The 17,580-nt window shown below is 39.1% G+C and carries 20 protein-coding genes; all 20 read right to left on the bottom strand.

All coding sequences use genetic code 11. The annotated features are described in order from the left end of the window. Positions 1 to 3: 3 nt before the first annotated feature. The gene (gene tsaB / locus Q4597_RS05735; protein ID WP_303405194.1) at positions 4 to 678 is read right to left on the bottom strand and encodes a tRNA (adenosine(37)-N6)-threonylcarbamoyltransferase complex dimerization subunit type 1 TsaB; all 675 of its coding nucleotides are present in this window, start codon (positions 676 to 678) and stop codon (positions 4 to 6) included. Between the two features lie 98 nt (positions 679 to 776). Continuing rightward, positions 777 to 2,129, bottom strand: coding sequence for a TolC family protein (locus Q4597_RS05730; protein WP_303405192.1), 1,353 nt, complete (start codon positions 2,127 to 2,129; stop codon positions 777 to 779). Between the two features lie 31 nt (positions 2,130 to 2,160). Continuing rightward, on the bottom strand, positions 2,161 to 3,300 hold the full coding sequence (locus tag Q4597_RS05725) for an efflux RND transporter periplasmic adaptor subunit (protein WP_215912953.1): 1,140 nt from the start codon (positions 3,298 to 3,300) through the stop codon (positions 2,161 to 2,163). 63 nt (positions 3,301 to 3,363) lie between these two features. Then, complete coding sequence (locus Q4597_RS05720) at positions 3,364 to 4,626, bottom strand: ABC transporter permease (RefSeq protein WP_303405190.1); 1,263 nt, start codon at positions 4,624 to 4,626, stop codon at positions 3,364 to 3,366. Between the two features lies 1 nt (position 4,627). Continuing rightward, complete coding sequence (locus tag Q4597_RS05715; protein ID WP_215912954.1) at positions 4,628 to 5,857, bottom strand: ABC transporter permease; 1,230 nt, start codon at positions 5,855 to 5,857, stop codon at positions 4,628 to 4,630. Next, a complete protein-coding gene (locus tag Q4597_RS05710; protein WP_215438493.1) occupies positions 5,847 to 6,551 on the bottom strand; it encodes an ABC transporter ATP-binding protein in 705 nt (234 codons plus the stop codon). The genes Q4597_RS05715 and Q4597_RS05710 overlap by 11 nt, the downstream gene beginning before the upstream one ends. A 108-nt stretch (positions 6,552 to 6,659) precedes the next feature. After that, positions 6,660 to 7,772 carry an efflux RND transporter periplasmic adaptor subunit gene (locus tag Q4597_RS05705; RefSeq protein ID WP_215438494.1) on the bottom strand — a complete coding sequence of 371 codons (1,113 nt, stop codon included), beginning with the start codon at positions 7,770 to 7,772 and terminating at the stop codon, positions 6,660 to 6,662. A gap of 61 nt (positions 7,773 to 7,833) precedes the next feature. Beyond that, positions 7,834 to 9,093: an ABC transporter permease gene (locus Q4597_RS05700; protein WP_303405187.1), complete on the bottom strand. Its 1,260-nt coding sequence runs from the start codon at positions 9,091 to 9,093 to the stop codon at positions 7,834 to 7,836. A gap of 32 nt (positions 9,094 to 9,125) precedes the next feature. Then, positions 9,126 to 10,370: an ABC transporter permease gene (locus Q4597_RS05695; RefSeq protein WP_303405185.1), complete on the bottom strand. Its 1,245-nt coding sequence runs from the start codon at positions 10,368 to 10,370 to the stop codon at positions 9,126 to 9,128. A 100-nt stretch (positions 10,371 to 10,470) separates the two neighbouring features. Then, positions 10,471 to 10,704, bottom strand: coding sequence for a hypothetical protein (locus Q4597_RS05690; RefSeq protein WP_303405183.1), 234 nt, complete (start codon positions 10,702 to 10,704; stop codon positions 10,471 to 10,473). A gap of 38 nt (positions 10,705 to 10,742) precedes the next feature. Further along, positions 10,743 to 11,276 carry a DUF420 domain-containing protein gene (locus Q4597_RS05685; protein ID WP_215912958.1) on the bottom strand — a complete coding sequence of 178 codons (534 nt, stop codon included), beginning with the start codon at positions 11,274 to 11,276 and terminating at the stop codon, positions 10,743 to 10,745. Further along, positions 11,277 to 11,999, bottom strand: a complete 723-nt coding sequence (locus Q4597_RS05680) for an SCO family protein (RefSeq protein WP_289038823.1) — start codon at positions 11,997 to 11,999, stop codon at positions 11,277 to 11,279. Positions 12,000 to 12,024: 25 nt separating this feature from the next. Then, the gene (locus Q4597_RS05675) at positions 12,025 to 12,663 is read right to left on the bottom strand and encodes a hypothetical protein (protein ID WP_303405178.1); all 639 of its coding nucleotides are present in this window, start codon (positions 12,661 to 12,663) and stop codon (positions 12,025 to 12,027) included. A gap of 99 nt (positions 12,664 to 12,762) precedes the next feature. After that, positions 12,763 to 13,149 (bottom strand): cytochrome C oxidase subunit IV family protein, encoded by a 387-nt coding sequence (locus Q4597_RS05670; protein WP_215438501.1) that lies wholly within the window; start codon positions 13,147 to 13,149, stop codon positions 12,763 to 12,765. A 50-nt stretch (positions 13,150 to 13,199) separates the two neighbouring features. Beyond that, on the bottom strand, positions 13,200 to 14,189 hold the full coding sequence (locus Q4597_RS05665; RefSeq protein ID WP_215438502.1) for a cytochrome c oxidase subunit 3: 990 nt from the start codon (positions 14,187 to 14,189) through the stop codon (positions 13,200 to 13,202). A 97-nt stretch (positions 14,190 to 14,286) separates the two neighbouring features. After that, entirely contained in the window at positions 14,287 to 14,868 is a 582-nt protein-coding gene (locus Q4597_RS05660) for a cytochrome c oxidase subunit 3 (protein ID WP_289038815.1), read from the bottom strand. An 8-nt stretch (positions 14,869 to 14,876) separates the two neighbouring features. Beyond that, entirely contained in the window at positions 14,877 to 15,776 is a 900-nt protein-coding gene (gene cyoE / locus Q4597_RS05655) for a heme o synthase (RefSeq protein ID WP_303405175.1), read from the bottom strand. 177 nt (positions 15,777 to 15,953) lie between these two features. Beyond that, the gene (locus tag Q4597_RS05650; protein ID WP_215438505.1) at positions 15,954 to 16,658 is read right to left on the bottom strand and encodes an energy transducer TonB; all 705 of its coding nucleotides are present in this window, start codon (positions 16,656 to 16,658) and stop codon (positions 15,954 to 15,956) included. Positions 16,659 to 16,711: 53 nt separating this feature from the next. Beyond that, a complete protein-coding gene (locus Q4597_RS05645; RefSeq protein WP_303405172.1) occupies positions 16,712 to 17,134 on the bottom strand; it encodes a VanZ family protein in 423 nt (140 codons plus the stop codon). After that, a complete protein-coding gene (gene gcvH / locus Q4597_RS05640; protein WP_215438507.1) occupies positions 17,106 to 17,486 on the bottom strand; it encodes a glycine cleavage system protein GcvH in 381 nt (126 codons plus the stop codon). Before gcvH ends, Q4597_RS05645 begins: the two co-directional genes overlap by 29 nt. Positions 17,487 to 17,580: the final 94 nt, after the last annotated feature.

Here is a 17,580-nt window from a genome sequence, read left to right as displayed (position 1 = left end):
GAATTATTTCTTTTTCTGTTGAAGGATAAAATCTTTTAAATAATAAGGCTCAAAGTAGGCTACATCTTCAAAGTGGCCTACTTTGAACTTTTTATAGGACAAACGGGCCATTTCATTTGCCGAAGGCACTACGGAAGCATCAAAACTTAAATTAGTGTTTGAGAGCACGGATTTACACTTTTCGGCGCCATTACCCACCAATAGAACCTTACCTTTTTTCATAAATTCAGCGAATGAATCTTCATCAATAATTTCGGCTTCGGTGGGTCTTACCTCGTTTTTATCCTTGTCAAAAACGGATGAGTACACCTCCATACGCCGCGCATCCAATACGGGAATTACAAAATCTATTTCCTTGGAAGATACTTGCTCTGCCATACTCTCTAGAGTGGCAATTGAAATTAAAGGTATATCCAAAGCAAAACATAATCCTTTAGCCGCAGAAACCCCAATACGAAGACCCGTGTATGAACCCGGACCTTTACTGACTGCAATGGCATCTAATTCGGAAGCATCCATATTTACCTCCTTAAGCACCTCTTGAATAAAAACATGCAACTGTTCAGCATGTGAATAATTAGGCGTATCGTGCTCTTTAATGACTAAAACACGCCCCTCTTTAGCTATACTTACCGAACAATTGGTAGTAGCCGTTTCTAAGTTTAATATTATGCCCATACGGCTGCAAAGATACACGAGAAGGTTTAATTTACATACAAAAAAAGACCCGCCCAGTATTACACTAAGAAGGTCTTCAGTTTTTGGTAATTAGAATCTTACTTCAACTCCAAAGGGAGTCCAAAATAGAACTCCAATACCTTAAGTCTAAAAATATAGTCGTACTTGGTACGGATTAATTCAGCTTCTGCATTATCTACCCTTGATTGTGCCTGACTAAAGTCAAAAGCATTCATAAGGCCAACATCATAACGTTCTTTTGAATAATCGTAGGCAAGACGTCTTGCATCCAACGTTTTTTGGGCCGCATCATAGGCCTTTGAAAAACTCTTGACATCTACATATGCTTGATTGATGCTAGTCTCCAAATCCAATTTATCCTGTTCCAACTGCAATTTGGCCTTCTCAACATTAATTTTAGAGCGCTTTATATTGTTCTTTACGGCAAAACCATTAAAGATTGGAATGTCTAACCTAGCCCCGTAAGAAATACCGTCATTAATCCACAATTGATTTACAAAACTCTCTGCAGGAACCAGCCTTCCCGTAGCACTATCAAATCCGCCTTGATCTGAATATCTGGTATTGTAATTAAAGAAAGCCCCCAAGGTTGGATAAATAGCCCCCTTGGCGATATCCAAATCTTTCTTGGCCAAATCTATATTGGATTGCGAAAATTTAATGTCGTTTCTAAAAGTTAAGGCCTCTGCAAAAATTTCTTTTGGTGATTTTGACTGCACCTCGGATGGTGGAACCTCAAAATCGGCATCCAAGACATCAAAATTTTCATAATCCGTTATCTGAAGCAATTGCGCCAGATTGATACGGGAAATCAACACTTGGTTCTGCGTATTTACGATTTGTTGTTCAAGGTTTGCGGCGGTTGCCTCTATTTCCAATAAATCTCCCTTGGGAATAACACCGGCATCCACCAATTCCTTAGACCTTTTTAAATCCTGTTCGGACACAGCAAACTGGGCTTCAAAAACCTTTAATGTTTCCTTATTGGAGAGTATCTGCAAATAAGCGTTGGCTACACTCAAGCGAATATCGTCCTTAAGATCATCCAAACGGTATTGATTGGATAATGCGTTCAGTTTAGCACGATTTAAACGGTGTAGATTTCGCAAACCGTCAAAAAGTGTCAAAGACGATGTCAACCCTCCATTGGCAGACAAAATTGTTGTGGTTACCGGCTGATTGGTGGTTGGGTCAAACGAAAGACCTGTACTACCCGTTACGCTTGCACTAGAATTCACCGCAGGTAACATTGCTCCCACCGCGTCCGATTTATCTATTTGTGCATTTTGCAGATCCAACTCATACTGTTCTACGGAAAGGTTATGTTCAACCGCATAGTCTACACACTCCTGCAGCGTCCATTTTTTCTGCTGGGCGCTAACGGCCCCAATAGAAAATAAGAGCAGTAATGCTGTTAGTTTAAAATTCATGTTTTGATTATTTGATTATGATTGATGATTTTTACTCTTCTTTAGCTTCCTCTTCCTCTTCGTCTTCTCCTTTTTTAATAGGCTCGGTCTTGTTCCAAATCTTCACTTTGTCCGATTCCGTTAATCCTGATACGATTTCAACGTTAACCCCATCCGAAATTCCTATCTCAATATCCCTTCTTTCAAACTGCTGATCACCAGTTTCAATCTCTACGTATGGTTTATCGGTCTTTTTATCAAACTGCAACAGCGCTTCGGGAATAACCAGTACGTCGTCTTTTTTCTCAAGAACCAATGATGCATTGGCACTATATCCAGCTCGTATAAAAATATCATCTTTTACCTCAACATCACCTTCAATCTTAAACTGTACCGCACCTGTTTCCTCTATTCCTTTAGGTGCTATAAAACGTAATTTTGCATCCAGCTCGGTTCCTTCTATTGCACCCAAACTAATTTTTAAGGGTGTACCTACTTCCAATTTGGCAACCTCGCCTTCATCAACCTTTCCTTCAAAAATCATCTTGCTTAAATCCGCAATGGAAGCAATGGTTGTACCATCATTAAAATTGTTACTCTCAATAACCTGATCACCTTCTTCTACCGGTATTTCCAAAATAGTCCCGTCTACCGTAGCGCGTATGTTCGTATTAGCACTGCTGGAACCTCCGGCCGACCCTTGACGAATAATCTGATAGTCTGCTTTTGCATTTTCAAGCTCCTGTACCGCTTGATCGTTCTGTAGTTGAAGGGTATTAAAATCCTGGCTAGAAATCACACCTTTATCGAACAAGGTCTTGTTCCTGTTGTATTCAATTTTTATATTATTAAGTGCCAGTTCGGCATTCCTTACCCTACCTCTAGATTGGTTTAGGGCCTGTTCGTTTGGCACCACCTTAATTGTTGCTATTAAATCTCCCGATTTAACCTTCTGCCCCTCCTCCAAGTATATTTTTTGGATGATACCCGAAATCTGAGGTTTTATTTCTACCTCATCCTCTGGAATTACTTTTCCAGTGGCCACGGTTTTCTTTTCTATATTAGAAATGAAAGGAGTTGACGTCTCATACGTAACAGCATCTTTACTGTTTGATTTCACGAAAAAAGCTGCGGCCCATAGGGCACCTAATATCAAAATACCAATTAAGATATATTTTACGATTTTGTTCATTTTTTCAGATGTGTTTATTGTCTATTGGTTCTGTTGTCTTCCTATTTGTTACAAAATAGCTTGTTATTCTTCACGTAGCGCGTCAATAGGCTTAATACTAACGGCACGTTGGGCAGGTATAAGCCCAATTAAGGTTCCTAATACCACCATAATGGCCAACGCCCCTAACACATAGGGTATAGGCACTGTTGGGTTTGTATAAGGGAAATCAATATCTTTTGTTAAACTAGCAATACCCGCCAAAGTCATGGCACCCAAAATAATACCCATGATACCCGCTATGACGGTAAGAAAAACGGATTCTAAAATAATCTGGTTACGCACTTCCGCAGGTGTGGCGCCAAGCGCCCTTCGTACGCCAAGTTCCTTGGTTCTTTCCTTTACCGAAATAAGCAAAATGTTACCAATACCTATAACCCCTGCCAAAATTGTAGCAATACCAACAATAAGGGACAGAAACGTAATTCCGTTGGCAAAACCAACGATTTTATTGAACTGTTCCCCCAAATTGAACGACCCAAAAGCACGGTCATCATCCGGATGTACGTTATGCAGGTTCTTTAACAAGTCCTTTATATTCTCCTCTACTTTTATAACATCTGCATCATCATAGGCCGCAATGGAAAACCATCCTACATTTTCGCCTGTATTGTACAATTTTTTGAAGGTGGTAAAAGGAATAAAAATATCGCCATCACCACCAAAACCACCACTAGGCTCAAATTTATGGACTCCTATTACTTGAAAATATACATTGTCAATTTTAAAATATCCACCAATGGGATTCTCATCCTTATCAAACAGCTCTTTTTGTGTACGCTCACCAATTACCGCCACTTTACGGGACTGCTCAATATCCTCATCATTAATAAAACGACCGCCATCATAAATTTTCTTGGGAGCTATTTTGGTAAAAGCCGGATAATCCCCAAACAAAGAATAACTACCCGTTTTGTTCTTACGGCCAATGTTGGCAGGGGGCGACCCAAAAAATCCACGTACGTTTCGTGGGGCAATATATTCTACTTCCGGTATACGATTTTCTATCATTACCGCATCTTCGATTTTTAATTGCATCTGCCTTCCGGTCTTGTACCCCTCATTGGGCATGCTTGTGCTTTGCCCCCATACGAACATACTGTTCCTGGCAATGGTCTGGAACATGCTCTCAAAACCATTGTCCATGCCCTTGGCCGCACCGGAAAGCGCTATGTAAATAAAGATGCCCCATAAAACCCCAACAACCGTAATGACGGTCCTAATATTGTTCTTACTGATCGAACCGAAAATCTCTTGCCATGTATTTCTATCGAATATAAAGCTCATATTATTCGTCTCTTAGGGCTACAATGGGTTTAATACGTGCGGCACGCCTTGCGGGAACATACCCTGCAATGGCACCAAAAATAATCAGTACTATAGTAGCCGAAACCGCTATACCTGTATCTATATATGGGTTGGTAATAAAAAAGTCCTTTAGCTTTTCACCCATTGAACTTAAAATGGCTACACCAACGAGCATCCCAACAAAACCGGAAACCGTAGTTATAAATACGGATTCCAATAAAATAGTTCCAATTACCGCTTTGGGCGTAGCGCCTAGTGCCTTGCGTATACCCAATTCCTTTGTTCGTTCCTTGACCACAAAGACCATAATGTTGCTGATCCCGATAATACCTGCTATAATAGTTCCAAAGGCTACGAAACCTACAATGATCTGTAACACCCTGGCAAATTGCTGATTCTGTTTTAATTGATCGGCCACATTCCTGATGAATATTCCGTTTTGATCCTTAGGATTGATGTATTTTTTTGAGCGGATAAACTTATCCAAACTCTTTTCAAAGGCCATAGCCCCTGCATAACCAATCTCCGGTTTAAACCCTACAACAATCTGATTGATCTTATCCGTGTTCTTTTCAATCAACTGTCGGGTGGTATATGGTATATATACCACGCGCTCTTCATTATCTCCTCCATCATCTTGAAAAACCCCAATAACTTTAAAAGAGCTACCGCCTACATCTATATATTTACCCATTGAATTTTTAGCCCCAAAAAGGTCTTGCTCCACCAACCTACCAATTACAGCATATTTGGTCTTGTTTTTTATATCCAGGTCGTTTAAGTAACGCCCCTTCATCATAATGGTCATTTCATTGTACTGGTGTGCAGGCCCTACTGCTTGTGTTCTATAACTATTGGACTCGTTTTTGTAGCTAACCGTATCCTGGCGTGTTAATCTTGGTGAAATATAATCAAGGAACAAGGGGAAGTTTTTCTCAATATCTGCCAAATCACTATTATCGAACTCAATGGCCCTATTGGATTTATAACCTTTATAGGGCATAGTTGTCCTACCAGGAAATATATAGAACACATTGGTGGCATCATCACCAAAAAAATCATCAAAAGTATTGATGAGGCCGTTGCCAAATCCGAAAAGCACAACAAAAATAAGAATACCCAAAGCCACGGTAAACCCCGACAAAAATGTACGAAGTTTGTTTTTTTGAATAGTCTCGAAAATTTCTTTCCAGTTGTCTCTACTTAACATATTGAGCAGCCCTAACCTGTTCTACTTTTTTATCTTCCACGATTACTCCATCCTTTAAATGCACAATACGCTTACACATATGGGCAATGTCTTCTTCATGCGTAACGACAAGAATGGTATTGCCCTCATCATTTATATTCTGAATAAGATCCATTACTTCGTACGATGTCTTACTATCCAATGCACCGGTAGGCTCATCGGCCAAAAGCACTTTTGGTTCTGCCGCCATAGCTCTTGCTATTGCCACACGTTGCTTTTGCCCCCCGGAAAGTTCATTTGGCAAATGGGTTGCCCATTCTTTAAGCCCCACCTGAGCCAAGTATTTAAGGGCTTTTTCCTCCCTTTCCTTTCTAGGTACTTTTTGATAGTATAAAGGAAGTGCCACATTTTCCATAGCACTTTTGTAGTTAATAAGGTTAAACGACTGAAATATAAAACCTAAGAACTTGTTTCTGTATTTAGCCGCTTTGGTCTCGTTCAAATTCTTAATAGGAACTCCGTCTAACGTATATGATCCGGAATCTGCCTCATCTAACATTCCCAAAATGTTCAATAAAGTTGACTTGCCCGATCCGGACGAGCCCATAATAGCCACAAGTTCCCCTTCTTCAATACTAAAATTCAACCCTTTTAAAACATGCAACGAATTGCTACCCATTTTGTAGGATTTATGCAGATCTTTAATTTCAATCATGGTAGTATTGTTAATTGTATTTGGAATTCTTGAACAATATGGCAATAGGACTTGTAAGTTGCCCAATTGTTACAAGATGGACTCCAAATTTTGTGTTAAATAATAAAATTATCCTTTTTCTTCCTCCTTTTCAATGGCATTCCAGACTTTGATTTTATCTGTTTCTGTAAGTCCGGATTTTACTTCAACAAAAATACCATCGCTGATTCCCAGCTCAATATCCTTGCGTTCAAAGCTTTGATCCCCACTTGACACTTCTACATAAGGCGACTTTGTTTTATCATCAAACTGCACCAAAGCTTCCTTAATAGCCAAAACACTATCTGCCTTACCTAGTATTACCGATGCATTGGCACTTAGCCCCGCCCTGATAAAAACGGAATCCTGCTTTTTCATAGTTCCTTTAATTTCAAACTGAATGGCACCGTTCTCTTCTTTTCCCTTAGGAGCTATATAATCTAGAACTGCATCAAACACCTTTCCCTCTAAAGCCCCAACAGTAATTTCAAGAGGCAAATTCTCTTTAATTTTACCTACTTCACTTTCGTCTACCTTTCCTTCAAAAATCATTTTATCTACATCTGCAATGGCGGCAATGGTAGTTCCTTCGTTAAAATTGTTACTCTCTATTACCTGATTACCCACTTCCACGGGCACCTCAAGTACCATTCCGCTAACGGTTGCCCTAATTTGAGTATTTGCGGCATTTCCATACCCTTTTGTAGTACCTGTTTTTACAATATCATAACGCTTGTTGGCCGCAGCATACCCTTGTTTAGCTTGGTCATAAGTAACTTCCGCACGTTCCAAATCTACTTTTGATATCACCCCTTTAGCGAACAACCCCTTTTGACGCTCCAGGTTTCTAAGCTGGTCATCTAAATTAATCTTGGCCTCATCAATTGTATTTCGCGCATCGTTAAGCGCATTTAGATTGGGCACCACCTTAATCCTACAAAGCAAATCTCCCGACTTTACATAATCACCACCTTCAACAAACACCTCTTCTATTACCCCAGAAATATTAGGCTTAATGAGTACTTCCTCCAAAGGAAGTATGCTTCCCGTGGCTACCGTTTTCTTTACAATAGTTTTTTTAGATGCCTGTTCCGTTTCATACACTACAGGGTCTTCAGCGTTTTTTTGGTATAGGTAATACATTGATCCGCCAAAGGCCACGACTATAAGCAAAAGGATGATTCTGGTTACTGACTTTTTCATTTTTATGATTGATTGATGTTATGTTATTCGATTGTTGTTTTTTACAAAATTGATTCTCAGTCTACTCGGTTCTGAGTGCATCTATGGGCCTTACTTTTATTGCACTCTGCGCCGGAATAAAACCAGCCAAGAGACCTGAAAAAATAAGAATGAACAGAGCCACTACAACTACCCCTAAGCTTACACTGGGATTAGCGAACATATCTACCGGACCGTTTATATCTAAAAGCACATTTACCCCATAGATGAACAATGCACCTAAAGTAATCCCTGCCATACCCGATATAATGGTCAAAAAGATAGATTCCATTAAAATCTGTAGTTTAATGGACCAAGGGTCTTCTCCCAAAGCCCTACGTATTCCTATTTCTTTGGTTCTTTCCTTTACCACAATAAGCATAATGTTACTTACCCCAATTATTCCGGAAAGTAACACTAGAATCCCTACGAAATAGGCGATAAAACGCAACGCCCCAAATAAACTCTGAACGCGCTGAAATTGTTCATATAAATCAAAATGCCCAACGGCACGTTGATCATCCGGGTGCACTTTATGGTTTTCCTTAACCACGCCCATAATCTTATCCTTTAGACTAGTGATAGAAGTACCATCGTTTGCAGTTATGGCCATCCATCCCACATCACTTCCCCTATTAAAGGCTTGGGAAAATGTGGTAAAGGGCACGAAAATTTCCTTTTGCGCTTCCTCGCCATCGCCATCGTTGCTCTTCTTTTTATAGGTTCCGACCACCATAAAATTCACTCCCTGAATCTTTATAAACGAACCCAATACTTCTTCATCCTTATCGTAAAGCCCTGCTCGTACTCCCTCCCCTATTATTGCAATCTTTCGTTTTTCCTTTATATCATTATAGTTCAAAAACCGCCCGGAAGTCATGGTCATAGGGTCTTGCTTACTAATTTCAGGATAATCACCGTACACATTATAGGCTCCGGTCTTAATCCCTCGGACTACATTGTTGGCTCCATTAAACCCGCCAAGTTGGTTTCTTGGAGATATAAATCTTAGGTTGGGCACCTTATCCCTTATAGCCTGAACGTCTTCAACTTTAAAAAGAAAACTTCTATTTTTTGGAAGGCCCTTATAGGGCTTAGTAGTACTTCTAGACCACATGAACATGGTATTGGTAGCGATGTCTCCAAAGTCTTGCATAATCCCGTTCTCCAGCCCTTTTCCTGCCGAAAGCAACAGGATTAAGATGAAAATACCCCAGAACACCCCAAAGGCCGTTAATACGGTTCGGAACCAGTTACCGGTAAGTACTTCTAAAATTTCTTTCCAACGGTCTTTATTGAACATGTTTGTGAAATAAAATTGGTTCAGATATTTTTTTATTCATCTCGTAATGCATCAATGGTATGAATATTGGCCGCCCTCCAAGCAGGAAAGAACCCTGCCACTGCCCCCGCCAATACTAGTACAAAAACAGTTGAAATAGCTACCGTAAAATTTACGGAGGGGTTTAAAACGTAGTCCACCTCTATATGAGGGCCAACAAACTCCAAGAGTCCCATACTAAAAATGAGTCCAGCAAAGCCAGAAATGGCCGTAATGAAAATAGATTCGTGTAAAATCATCCCAACTATAGACCATGGCTTGGCTCCAAGTGCCTTTCGTATACCAATTTCTTTCGTTCTTTCCCTTACCACGATCAGCATAATATTACTCACCCCAACCACACCAGCTATTATGGTACATATGCCAACGAACCAGAAAAACAAAGCAATATTATCCGTTAGACTATAGTACCTTTTGGCTTCTTCCATAGCACTCCATACGAATATAGCATTGGTGTCATCCGGAGCAACAGTATGAGCTTGTTGCAAATACGACTGAAGACTGTTTTTGAACTTTATGGATCGGGAAACTACTTCTTCAAAATTATCTGCTGGCGGTAAAGTATATGCTAGGTTATTTAATCTATCCCCACCGTTAAAAGTGCTTTGGGCCGTGGTCATGGGTATGTAAATGCGCTCCTCTTCCCTGTCCTCGGTTTCATTGAATATGCCAACAATCTTAAAAGGTAGTCCTGAAATCTTAATAAATTCCCCAACCGGGTTATCAACTTTAGAAAAAACATCATCTGCTATTTTCTTTCCTATTATAGCTACTTTAGCCCTATCCTTTTCATCCTGGGGATTTAGAAATCTACCCCCGGACATATTTGCATTCTCTATTAATTGAAATTGGGACGAAACTCCCTGTACCTGGTACACCAATGCTTCATTACCGTAGGTAACCGATACATTCCGAACAAAAATTCTAGGTGATTTAAATTGAATGTCATCTTCGAGCAACTTTGCCGAAAACTCGTAGTTGGCATTGGTTAACTGAATATTTCTGCCAGGGTTGAGCCCCTTATATTTTTTTGTAGTAGTACCCGGCCACACCCAAACACTGGTTGCCGCATCTTGTTCAAACTCATGGGCAATACCATTGCGAAAGCCTTCGCCAAAACCTAATAAAATAACGAGAATAAATATACCCGAAGCCACGGATAAACCGGTAAGGAAGGTTCGCAATTTATTTTTGCGAATCGTATCGAAAATTTCCTGCCACCTTTCGATGTCGAACATGTAGTTGATTTTGATTGATTGATGAGCACGATGGGGGATATCGTACAACTACAAGACTATGAAGGGCACTTTTTGTTACACTAAATTACCAAAAGAAATGTTAAACTTCTTCTGGGGACCTATTTTTCATCTTTTTGTATACGAAATAAAAGAGTCCTCCTACAAGAATATAGGGCAAAGCCATAAGGTATACAATGCCGTTGTTTATACCTTCCGCTGCATCAACGTTACCGCTACTTTCCAAAGCGGCACGACACATAGCACATTGCGCCTCCATATCTTCAGGAATCATTAAACTAGCTAAAAAAAGTAAGGCAAACAGGCTCTTTTTCATTCTCATGTATTAAACAATTATCTTCTTCCTATTTTCTTCTAACTTATATAGTAAGGTGAAATCATAATGTACACCACAACCCCCGTAACCGCAACATACAACCATATTGGAAACGTAACCTTTGCCCATTTTCTGTGGCTTTCAAACTTTTCCAAATAAGCAAAAGCATAGGTTTTTAAGACCATAGGTATGATAGCGATTGAAAGAACAATATGCGAAATCAGAATAAAGAAATAGACATAACGCATACCTCCTTCACCACCGTAGGATGTAGATTCTGAAGTCATATGATACGCAATATACATTACCAAAAACAACAGAGACAATCCAATACAACTGGTCATTATGTTCTGGTGTAGTTTCTTTTTACCGTTTTTTATGGCCCAAACAGCCACAATCAACAGCACGGCCGTAAGTCCGTTTATTGAAGCATAAATTGGAGGCAAGAAACCCAGTCTTTCTACATTTGGTATTTTAACCCCAAACAATATGGCCACCACTACCGGTACAATTATAGAAACTACCGTAATTAACTTATTAAACCTTTTTTCCTTGGCTAGCGTCTCCTCCATCTATTCTGCTAATAAACGTTTGATATCTTCTTTTAAGATTGAAATCTGCTCCTTTTCACCGTGGTCATTTTCACCTTGTTTCTCGGTAATGGCACCACGATAGTAAATGATAGGGTTTCCAAAATCGTCTTTTCTTGACCTTAAATATCCTTCTTTGTCCACTAAGGCAAACAGACCGGAATGCTCAAAACCACCTGGTGCATCCGGCATTTCAGAAGCAAAAATATTGAAACCGTTATTGGCCAAATCGTAAATCTGTTCTTTATCACCGGTCATTAAATGCCAGTCCAAATCTGTAATTCCATTCTTTTCGGCATATGCTTTTAATACCGTAGGAGTATCAAAATCCGGAGTTATAGAAAATGAAGCTATTCCAAATTGGTCATTACCCTTGAATTGGTTTTGTATTTCAACCAGATTTTGGGTCATGATAGGACAAATAGAAGGGCAGCTCGTAAAGAAAAACTCCACAACAAACACTTTACCCTTATAATCCGAATTGGATATGGCCAAGCTATCTTGATTGATAAGATTAAAAGAAGGCACCCTTTTCTTTTCTCCATTTAAAGTGATGTAGGACAAAGTACTCTTTGCATTTTCTACATTCAAACGGTCGTTCTCTACAATGGTTCCACTAGAAATACGGTTTACAATTTTTGGTACGAAGATGATTCCAAAAACCAGTATTACCAAAGACACCCAAACGTACGTATACTTTTTCATTGCAGCATTTAAATCTAAACCGTTACTACTTTTGCCTATCGGCGCTATTCTTTTTTAGGGCCATACGATATTCCGCCAATATAATCTTTACATCATCTTCCATCTTATTATTAAGTTCGGAAACCGATGAAGCATCAAAACCGTATAGCGTACCTTCCTTATCATCTTCCGTTCTGCCCCTAAGACTCAAATCTTTGTCTATAATAAAGGCATAGGGCGTGCTTAAATCGCTTTCAAGCTCTATATCCGTATTCAGCGAATTGAAAAAATCGGTTACTTGCTGGTCATTGCCAAAAACAAAGTTCCATTTTTTCATATCCACTAAATGTCCCAACTCCTTCTTTAACTCATTGGCCTGTACCTCGGTTCCCTTTGGCATTACCATGACAAACTGAAAGTCTTTAAACTGATAAAAACGCTTGTATATTTTTTGATTAAGGTTGAAGGCGTTACCATTTTTTTTATCTGGATTTTTACCCAAGAAACCTACCACGGTAATATTATCTTTGAGACTAACATTGGGATCCATGTGCGCCACGTCATCCACTCCTTCTGTCAAAACCGATAGCTTTCCAAAGTTAGTTACCCCTGAAGCAAAAAAGAGATATGCCACTATAGGCAAAATAAACAATACCACTAAGACCGAATACTTTTTTACCTGCATAACAAAAGAGTGCCGAACACCAAATTTAGTAAACCACAAAAATAAAAAAGACGGTTGTGAAACCGTCTTAGTATGCTGTTAATTTATTAAGATATTATTTTAGAAATTCCACTGTATGAAGCCATCTTTGTATACGTTGTAAACATAATCTGCCTCAAAAAGAAGAATGAACAATAGATAAGCTACTAGAAAAATAGGAGTCCATACAATCGCCCTTCTCAAAGAACTCTTTTCATCACGTAAGTGCATAAAATCCCAAGCAATATAGTACGCCTTTACCAAAGTAAGGATTATGAATATCCAGTTCAACAACTTCATCCCAATAAAATAGGAATGTGTTAATGATCTTGGTTTTACAATACCCAATACTACTTCAACCGCTGTAATAAGAGAAAGAAATATAAGTACTCCCCAAATTTTCTGGGTGTTGGACTTAAACTTCAACAGTCCTCTAAAAATTTCCAGTTTGTGTGCGTGTTGTGCCATATTATATAAATCTCAAATGCGTTATATATCGTTTTTTCAGGAAGAATAAATTATACCAAGTAGAAAAAGGTAAATACAAATACCCATACCAAATCTACAAAGTGCCAGTACAGACCAACTTTTTCAACCATTTCATAATGTCCTCTTCGCTCATAGGTTCCTAAAATCACATTAAAGAATATGATTACATTGATAATTACACCTGAGAAAACGTGAAAACCGTGAAAACCTGTTATGAAGAAGAAGAAATCTGCAAATAAACGACTACCATATTCATTACGAATTAAGTTAGCTCCTTCAACAACTAATTGACCGTCCTTTATTTTCTTAAGAGACTCCTCTCTGTTGAGTAAAGTTTTATGTCCTTCATGCTCACCTTCCTGGACTATCGCCTCAGTTCGGATAAGGATGTTAGGGTTAGCCTTAAAGCCTTCCATTACCTCGTTAAACGAATAACTAGGCATATATCCTTCATCAAAAAACCAAACTCCGTTCTTACGCTCATGTTCCGCACGCTCCGTAGGTATAGTCTTTGCAAAATCACGAATTGCAGCACGTTCGCCCGTTTCGGCATTTACAAATTGTAAAATACGGCCACCTTTAGTCTCAACCGCACCATAATCACCTTTTATAAACGTACCCCATTCCCAAGCCTGAGAACCTACGAATATAGCACCACCGATAATGGTAAGGAACATATACCAGATTACGGCGTTTTTCTTCATTTTATGTCCTGCATCCACAGCCAAAACCATAGTTACGGAAGACATAATAAGTATGAATGTCATAAAAGCCACATAAATCATGGGGTAATTACCATGAAAGAAAGGAACGTGGGTAAAGACCTCATCCGCTATTGGCCATGTTTCTATAAACTTAAATCTTGAAAAGCCGTAAGCAGCTAAAAAACCTGAGAAAGTTAAAGCATCAGAAACGATAAAGAACCACATCATCATTTTTCCGTATGATGCTCCTAGGGGACTATTTCCGCCACCCCACACGTTTTCTTCTGCCGTACCAGTTGTTACCGTTGTATCCATATATTTTGTAGTATGGTTAGATTTTGCACAAATTTATAGTTTTCTTATGTATCGTGAAAGCGCTATACACATGAAAAACCAACTTTATTTAATTTTATTACCCTACGAAGTACATAAATGCCAGTAAATAAACCCATAACAGGTCTAAAAAATGCCAAAAAGTTGCTCCTAAATCTACTCCTAAATGCTCTTGAGGGGAGTATTTACCCTTTACCTGATTGTATAAGACCACTAATAAGGATATAAGACCTGCCGCTACGTGTACAATATGCACCATAGCAATCAAGAAAACATATGATAATTTAATGTTACTTGTTGGACCCGTGAAATAGTATCCTGTGGCTATCATTTGGGAAAATCCGTTGAACTGAAACGCAACAAAGGCAATACCCAGCCCCAATGTAGCCAACAACCAACGTGTTCCTACAGTAGCGCTACCACTTTTTATAGCTTTTTTTGCCATAATATACGTTAGACTACTAGCTATGATCAATGCCGTACTCACAAAGAACGAACTTGGCAAATGAAGGTCACTGATCCAATCTTCACGAGAGCTACTTACAATATAAGCACTGGTCCACCCTGCAAAACCCATGATAAGGCTTACAATACCAAACCAGAGCATCATTTTTTTAGCCCTATCGTTCTTTTCTTTCCCCGTTCCTCTTGTTAAATCCATGATCATATTTAAATAAACTTATCTACTACGTAAACCACCTGCATTAATGTAATATAACTAACACTGGCCAACATTAATTTCCGTGCGGTAACGTTATCCCGTTTTTCGTACAAAAGAAAAGCGAAGACCAACATGACCATTCCCATTAAAAATATAATAATCGCTGCAGGAACGGAAAGTCCTAACCTACCTGTAAAACCAAATACGGGCACGATGGAAATAACCAACATCCAAATGGTATACATTATAATCTGCAATGCTGTGCCTTTGTCCTTTTTTCCAGTAGGTAACATTTTAAAACCTCCTCTTTTATAATCATCATCCAACATCCAACCTAAAGCCCAAAAGTGAGGAAATTGCCAGAAAAACTGAATCATGAATAATGTTCCCGGCTCAATACCAAATTCATTAGTAGCAGCTACCCAACCGAGCATAAAAGGAATTGCCCCAGGAAAAGCCCCTATAAAAACCGCCAAAGGCGTCTTGGTTTTTAATGGTGTATAACAACTTGTATAGAGAAAAATGGAAATAGCCCCGAACATTGCCGTCTTAGGGTTCAGCACATAAAGGGAAACTACCCCTAGAACGGTAAGCAAAATAGCAATGAACAATGCTTTTCTAACGGACATCCTACCAGAAGGAATAGGCCTGTTCTGGGTACGTTTCATTAACGCATCCAAATCCTTTTCAATAATCTGGTTGTAAGCATTAGATGCTCCAACCATACAATAGCCGCCAAACGCTAATAGCAAAAGTGAAACAAAGTTAATCTGATCGGCTCCCAGTAAATAACCGGCCAAAGAAGAAAAAACCACACTAATTGCCAGTCTGGCTTTGGTAATCTCCTTAAAATCCGCCATTGCCAACGCCAGAGAAGGAGTTGTTGCCGTATTCACCGCTGTCTTCATTCATCTTTTTTCGAACCGCAAAGATAGCTTTCAACCTCTATTTCTGCAACCAATTGGACATCTTTATATTATACCGTACAAAGCCATCAAAAATTAAAGAGCGATTATAAGGTTAATCAACAAAAAAAAGCCTGTCTACGTTGTAGACAGGCCTTGAATATATTTTGTAAGCGATGCTTATTGCAATTTAAATGTAATAGGAATACTGAATGGAACCCTTACAGCTCTACCACGTTGCTTACCTGGTGTCATTTTAGGAAGCTTACTAATGATACGAGCAGCTTCTTTTTCTAGGTTTTTGTCCGGTCCACGCATTCTAACGTTACCAATGCTACCATCTTTTTGAATAGTAAACATTACACTAACCCTACCTTGAACCCCCATTTCCTGGGCAATTTCTGGGTATCTAAAGTTTTTCCCGATGTGCTTTTGCATCATCTTCTGGAAACAAGCCCTTTTATCAGACTCACTTTCACAACCTGGAAAAATAGGTACATCTTCAATAACTGCAAAAGGTACATCTACATCTTCTACCTCTTCTTCAACAATTACATCTTCAACTTCAATAATCTCTTCTTCCTGACTTGTCTCAGTAGATTCAATTACAGTTTCCTCAACCTCTTCTTCATCTTCAACAACTTCAATAATTTCAGGAGCCGCTGGTGGCGGTGGTGGCGGTGGCGTCTTAATCTGCTCCGTCATAGGAACTTCTTCGTCCAATTCATCATCTACATTCATTGAAATATCGTAGTCATTTGTCTTATCGTACGTTTTCCACTCTAGCGCACCATATACCAATGCCATTGTAAGTGCCAGACCAATAACAAAATAGAGTCCGCTATTGCGGCCTATATCTGCTTTCGGATTCTTTTTCGGTTCCATAATTTTGTGTTTTAATGTTTGCTAATTTAATTAAATATTCCTTTAACAAGCAACTAATTTTTCCATTTTAACCACCTTTCCTTGGAAAAAAGGGATTTAACGGCCAATGACCCTAAGATTGCACCCACACTATTTGCCAATGCATCTAGGATATCGCCATGACGATCTGCTGTAAAACTATACTGTAATACCTCAATAATTATACCATAAATAATAGCCCCCACTACTGCATATAACACAGCCTTGCGTAGCTCCAAACCTCCTTTTGTCCTTTCCTTGATAAATAGCACTGCCAAAAAAGCGGCCCCAAAGTAAAAAGAAAAATGAACTACCTTATCAAGGTTGGGTATATCTATATTAGCAGCTTCAGTATCAGAGAAAGAAACTAGGCTAAAAAAGGTAACAAATACCATCCAGCCCAAAAACGCAATCGTATACTTGTTGTTTTTAAGCACCAATAAGTGATTTGTAATCATCTGCAGACAAAAGATCATCTACTTCAGAGGCGTCACTAATTTTAATTTTCACCATCCAACCATCGCCGTAAGGGTCAGAATTCACTTTTTCGGGAGCATCCTCCAAAGCTTCGTTGAACTCTATGATCTCTCCGCTCAAAGGCTGAAACAAATCGGATACTGTTTTTACCGCTTCAACCGTTCCAAAAACCTCTTCTCTATCCAAGGTTTCATCTACGGTCTCTACTTCCACATATACAATATCGCCCAATTCACTCTGAGCAAAATCCGTAATACCAACGGTAGCTACATCGCCATCTAATTTGATCCACTCGTGATCCTTTGTATACTTTAATTCTGCAGGTATATTCATGGTCTAATTTTTATGAAAACAAATGTATTGTTTTCTGAAAGAGTTTTCAAAAAAACAAGACCAAGTTAATGGGCAAAAGGCAAAAATTACCCTA

The sequence above is a fragment of the Zobellia sp. 1_MG-2023 genome, assembly GCF_030549125.1.
In the GTDB taxonomy this organism is placed as follows: Bacteria; Bacteroidota; Bacteroidia; order Flavobacteriales; family Flavobacteriaceae; genus Zobellia; species Zobellia russellii.
Note: the sequence above shows the minus strand (reverse complement) of the source record. Positions and strands in the feature narration are given on the sequence as shown.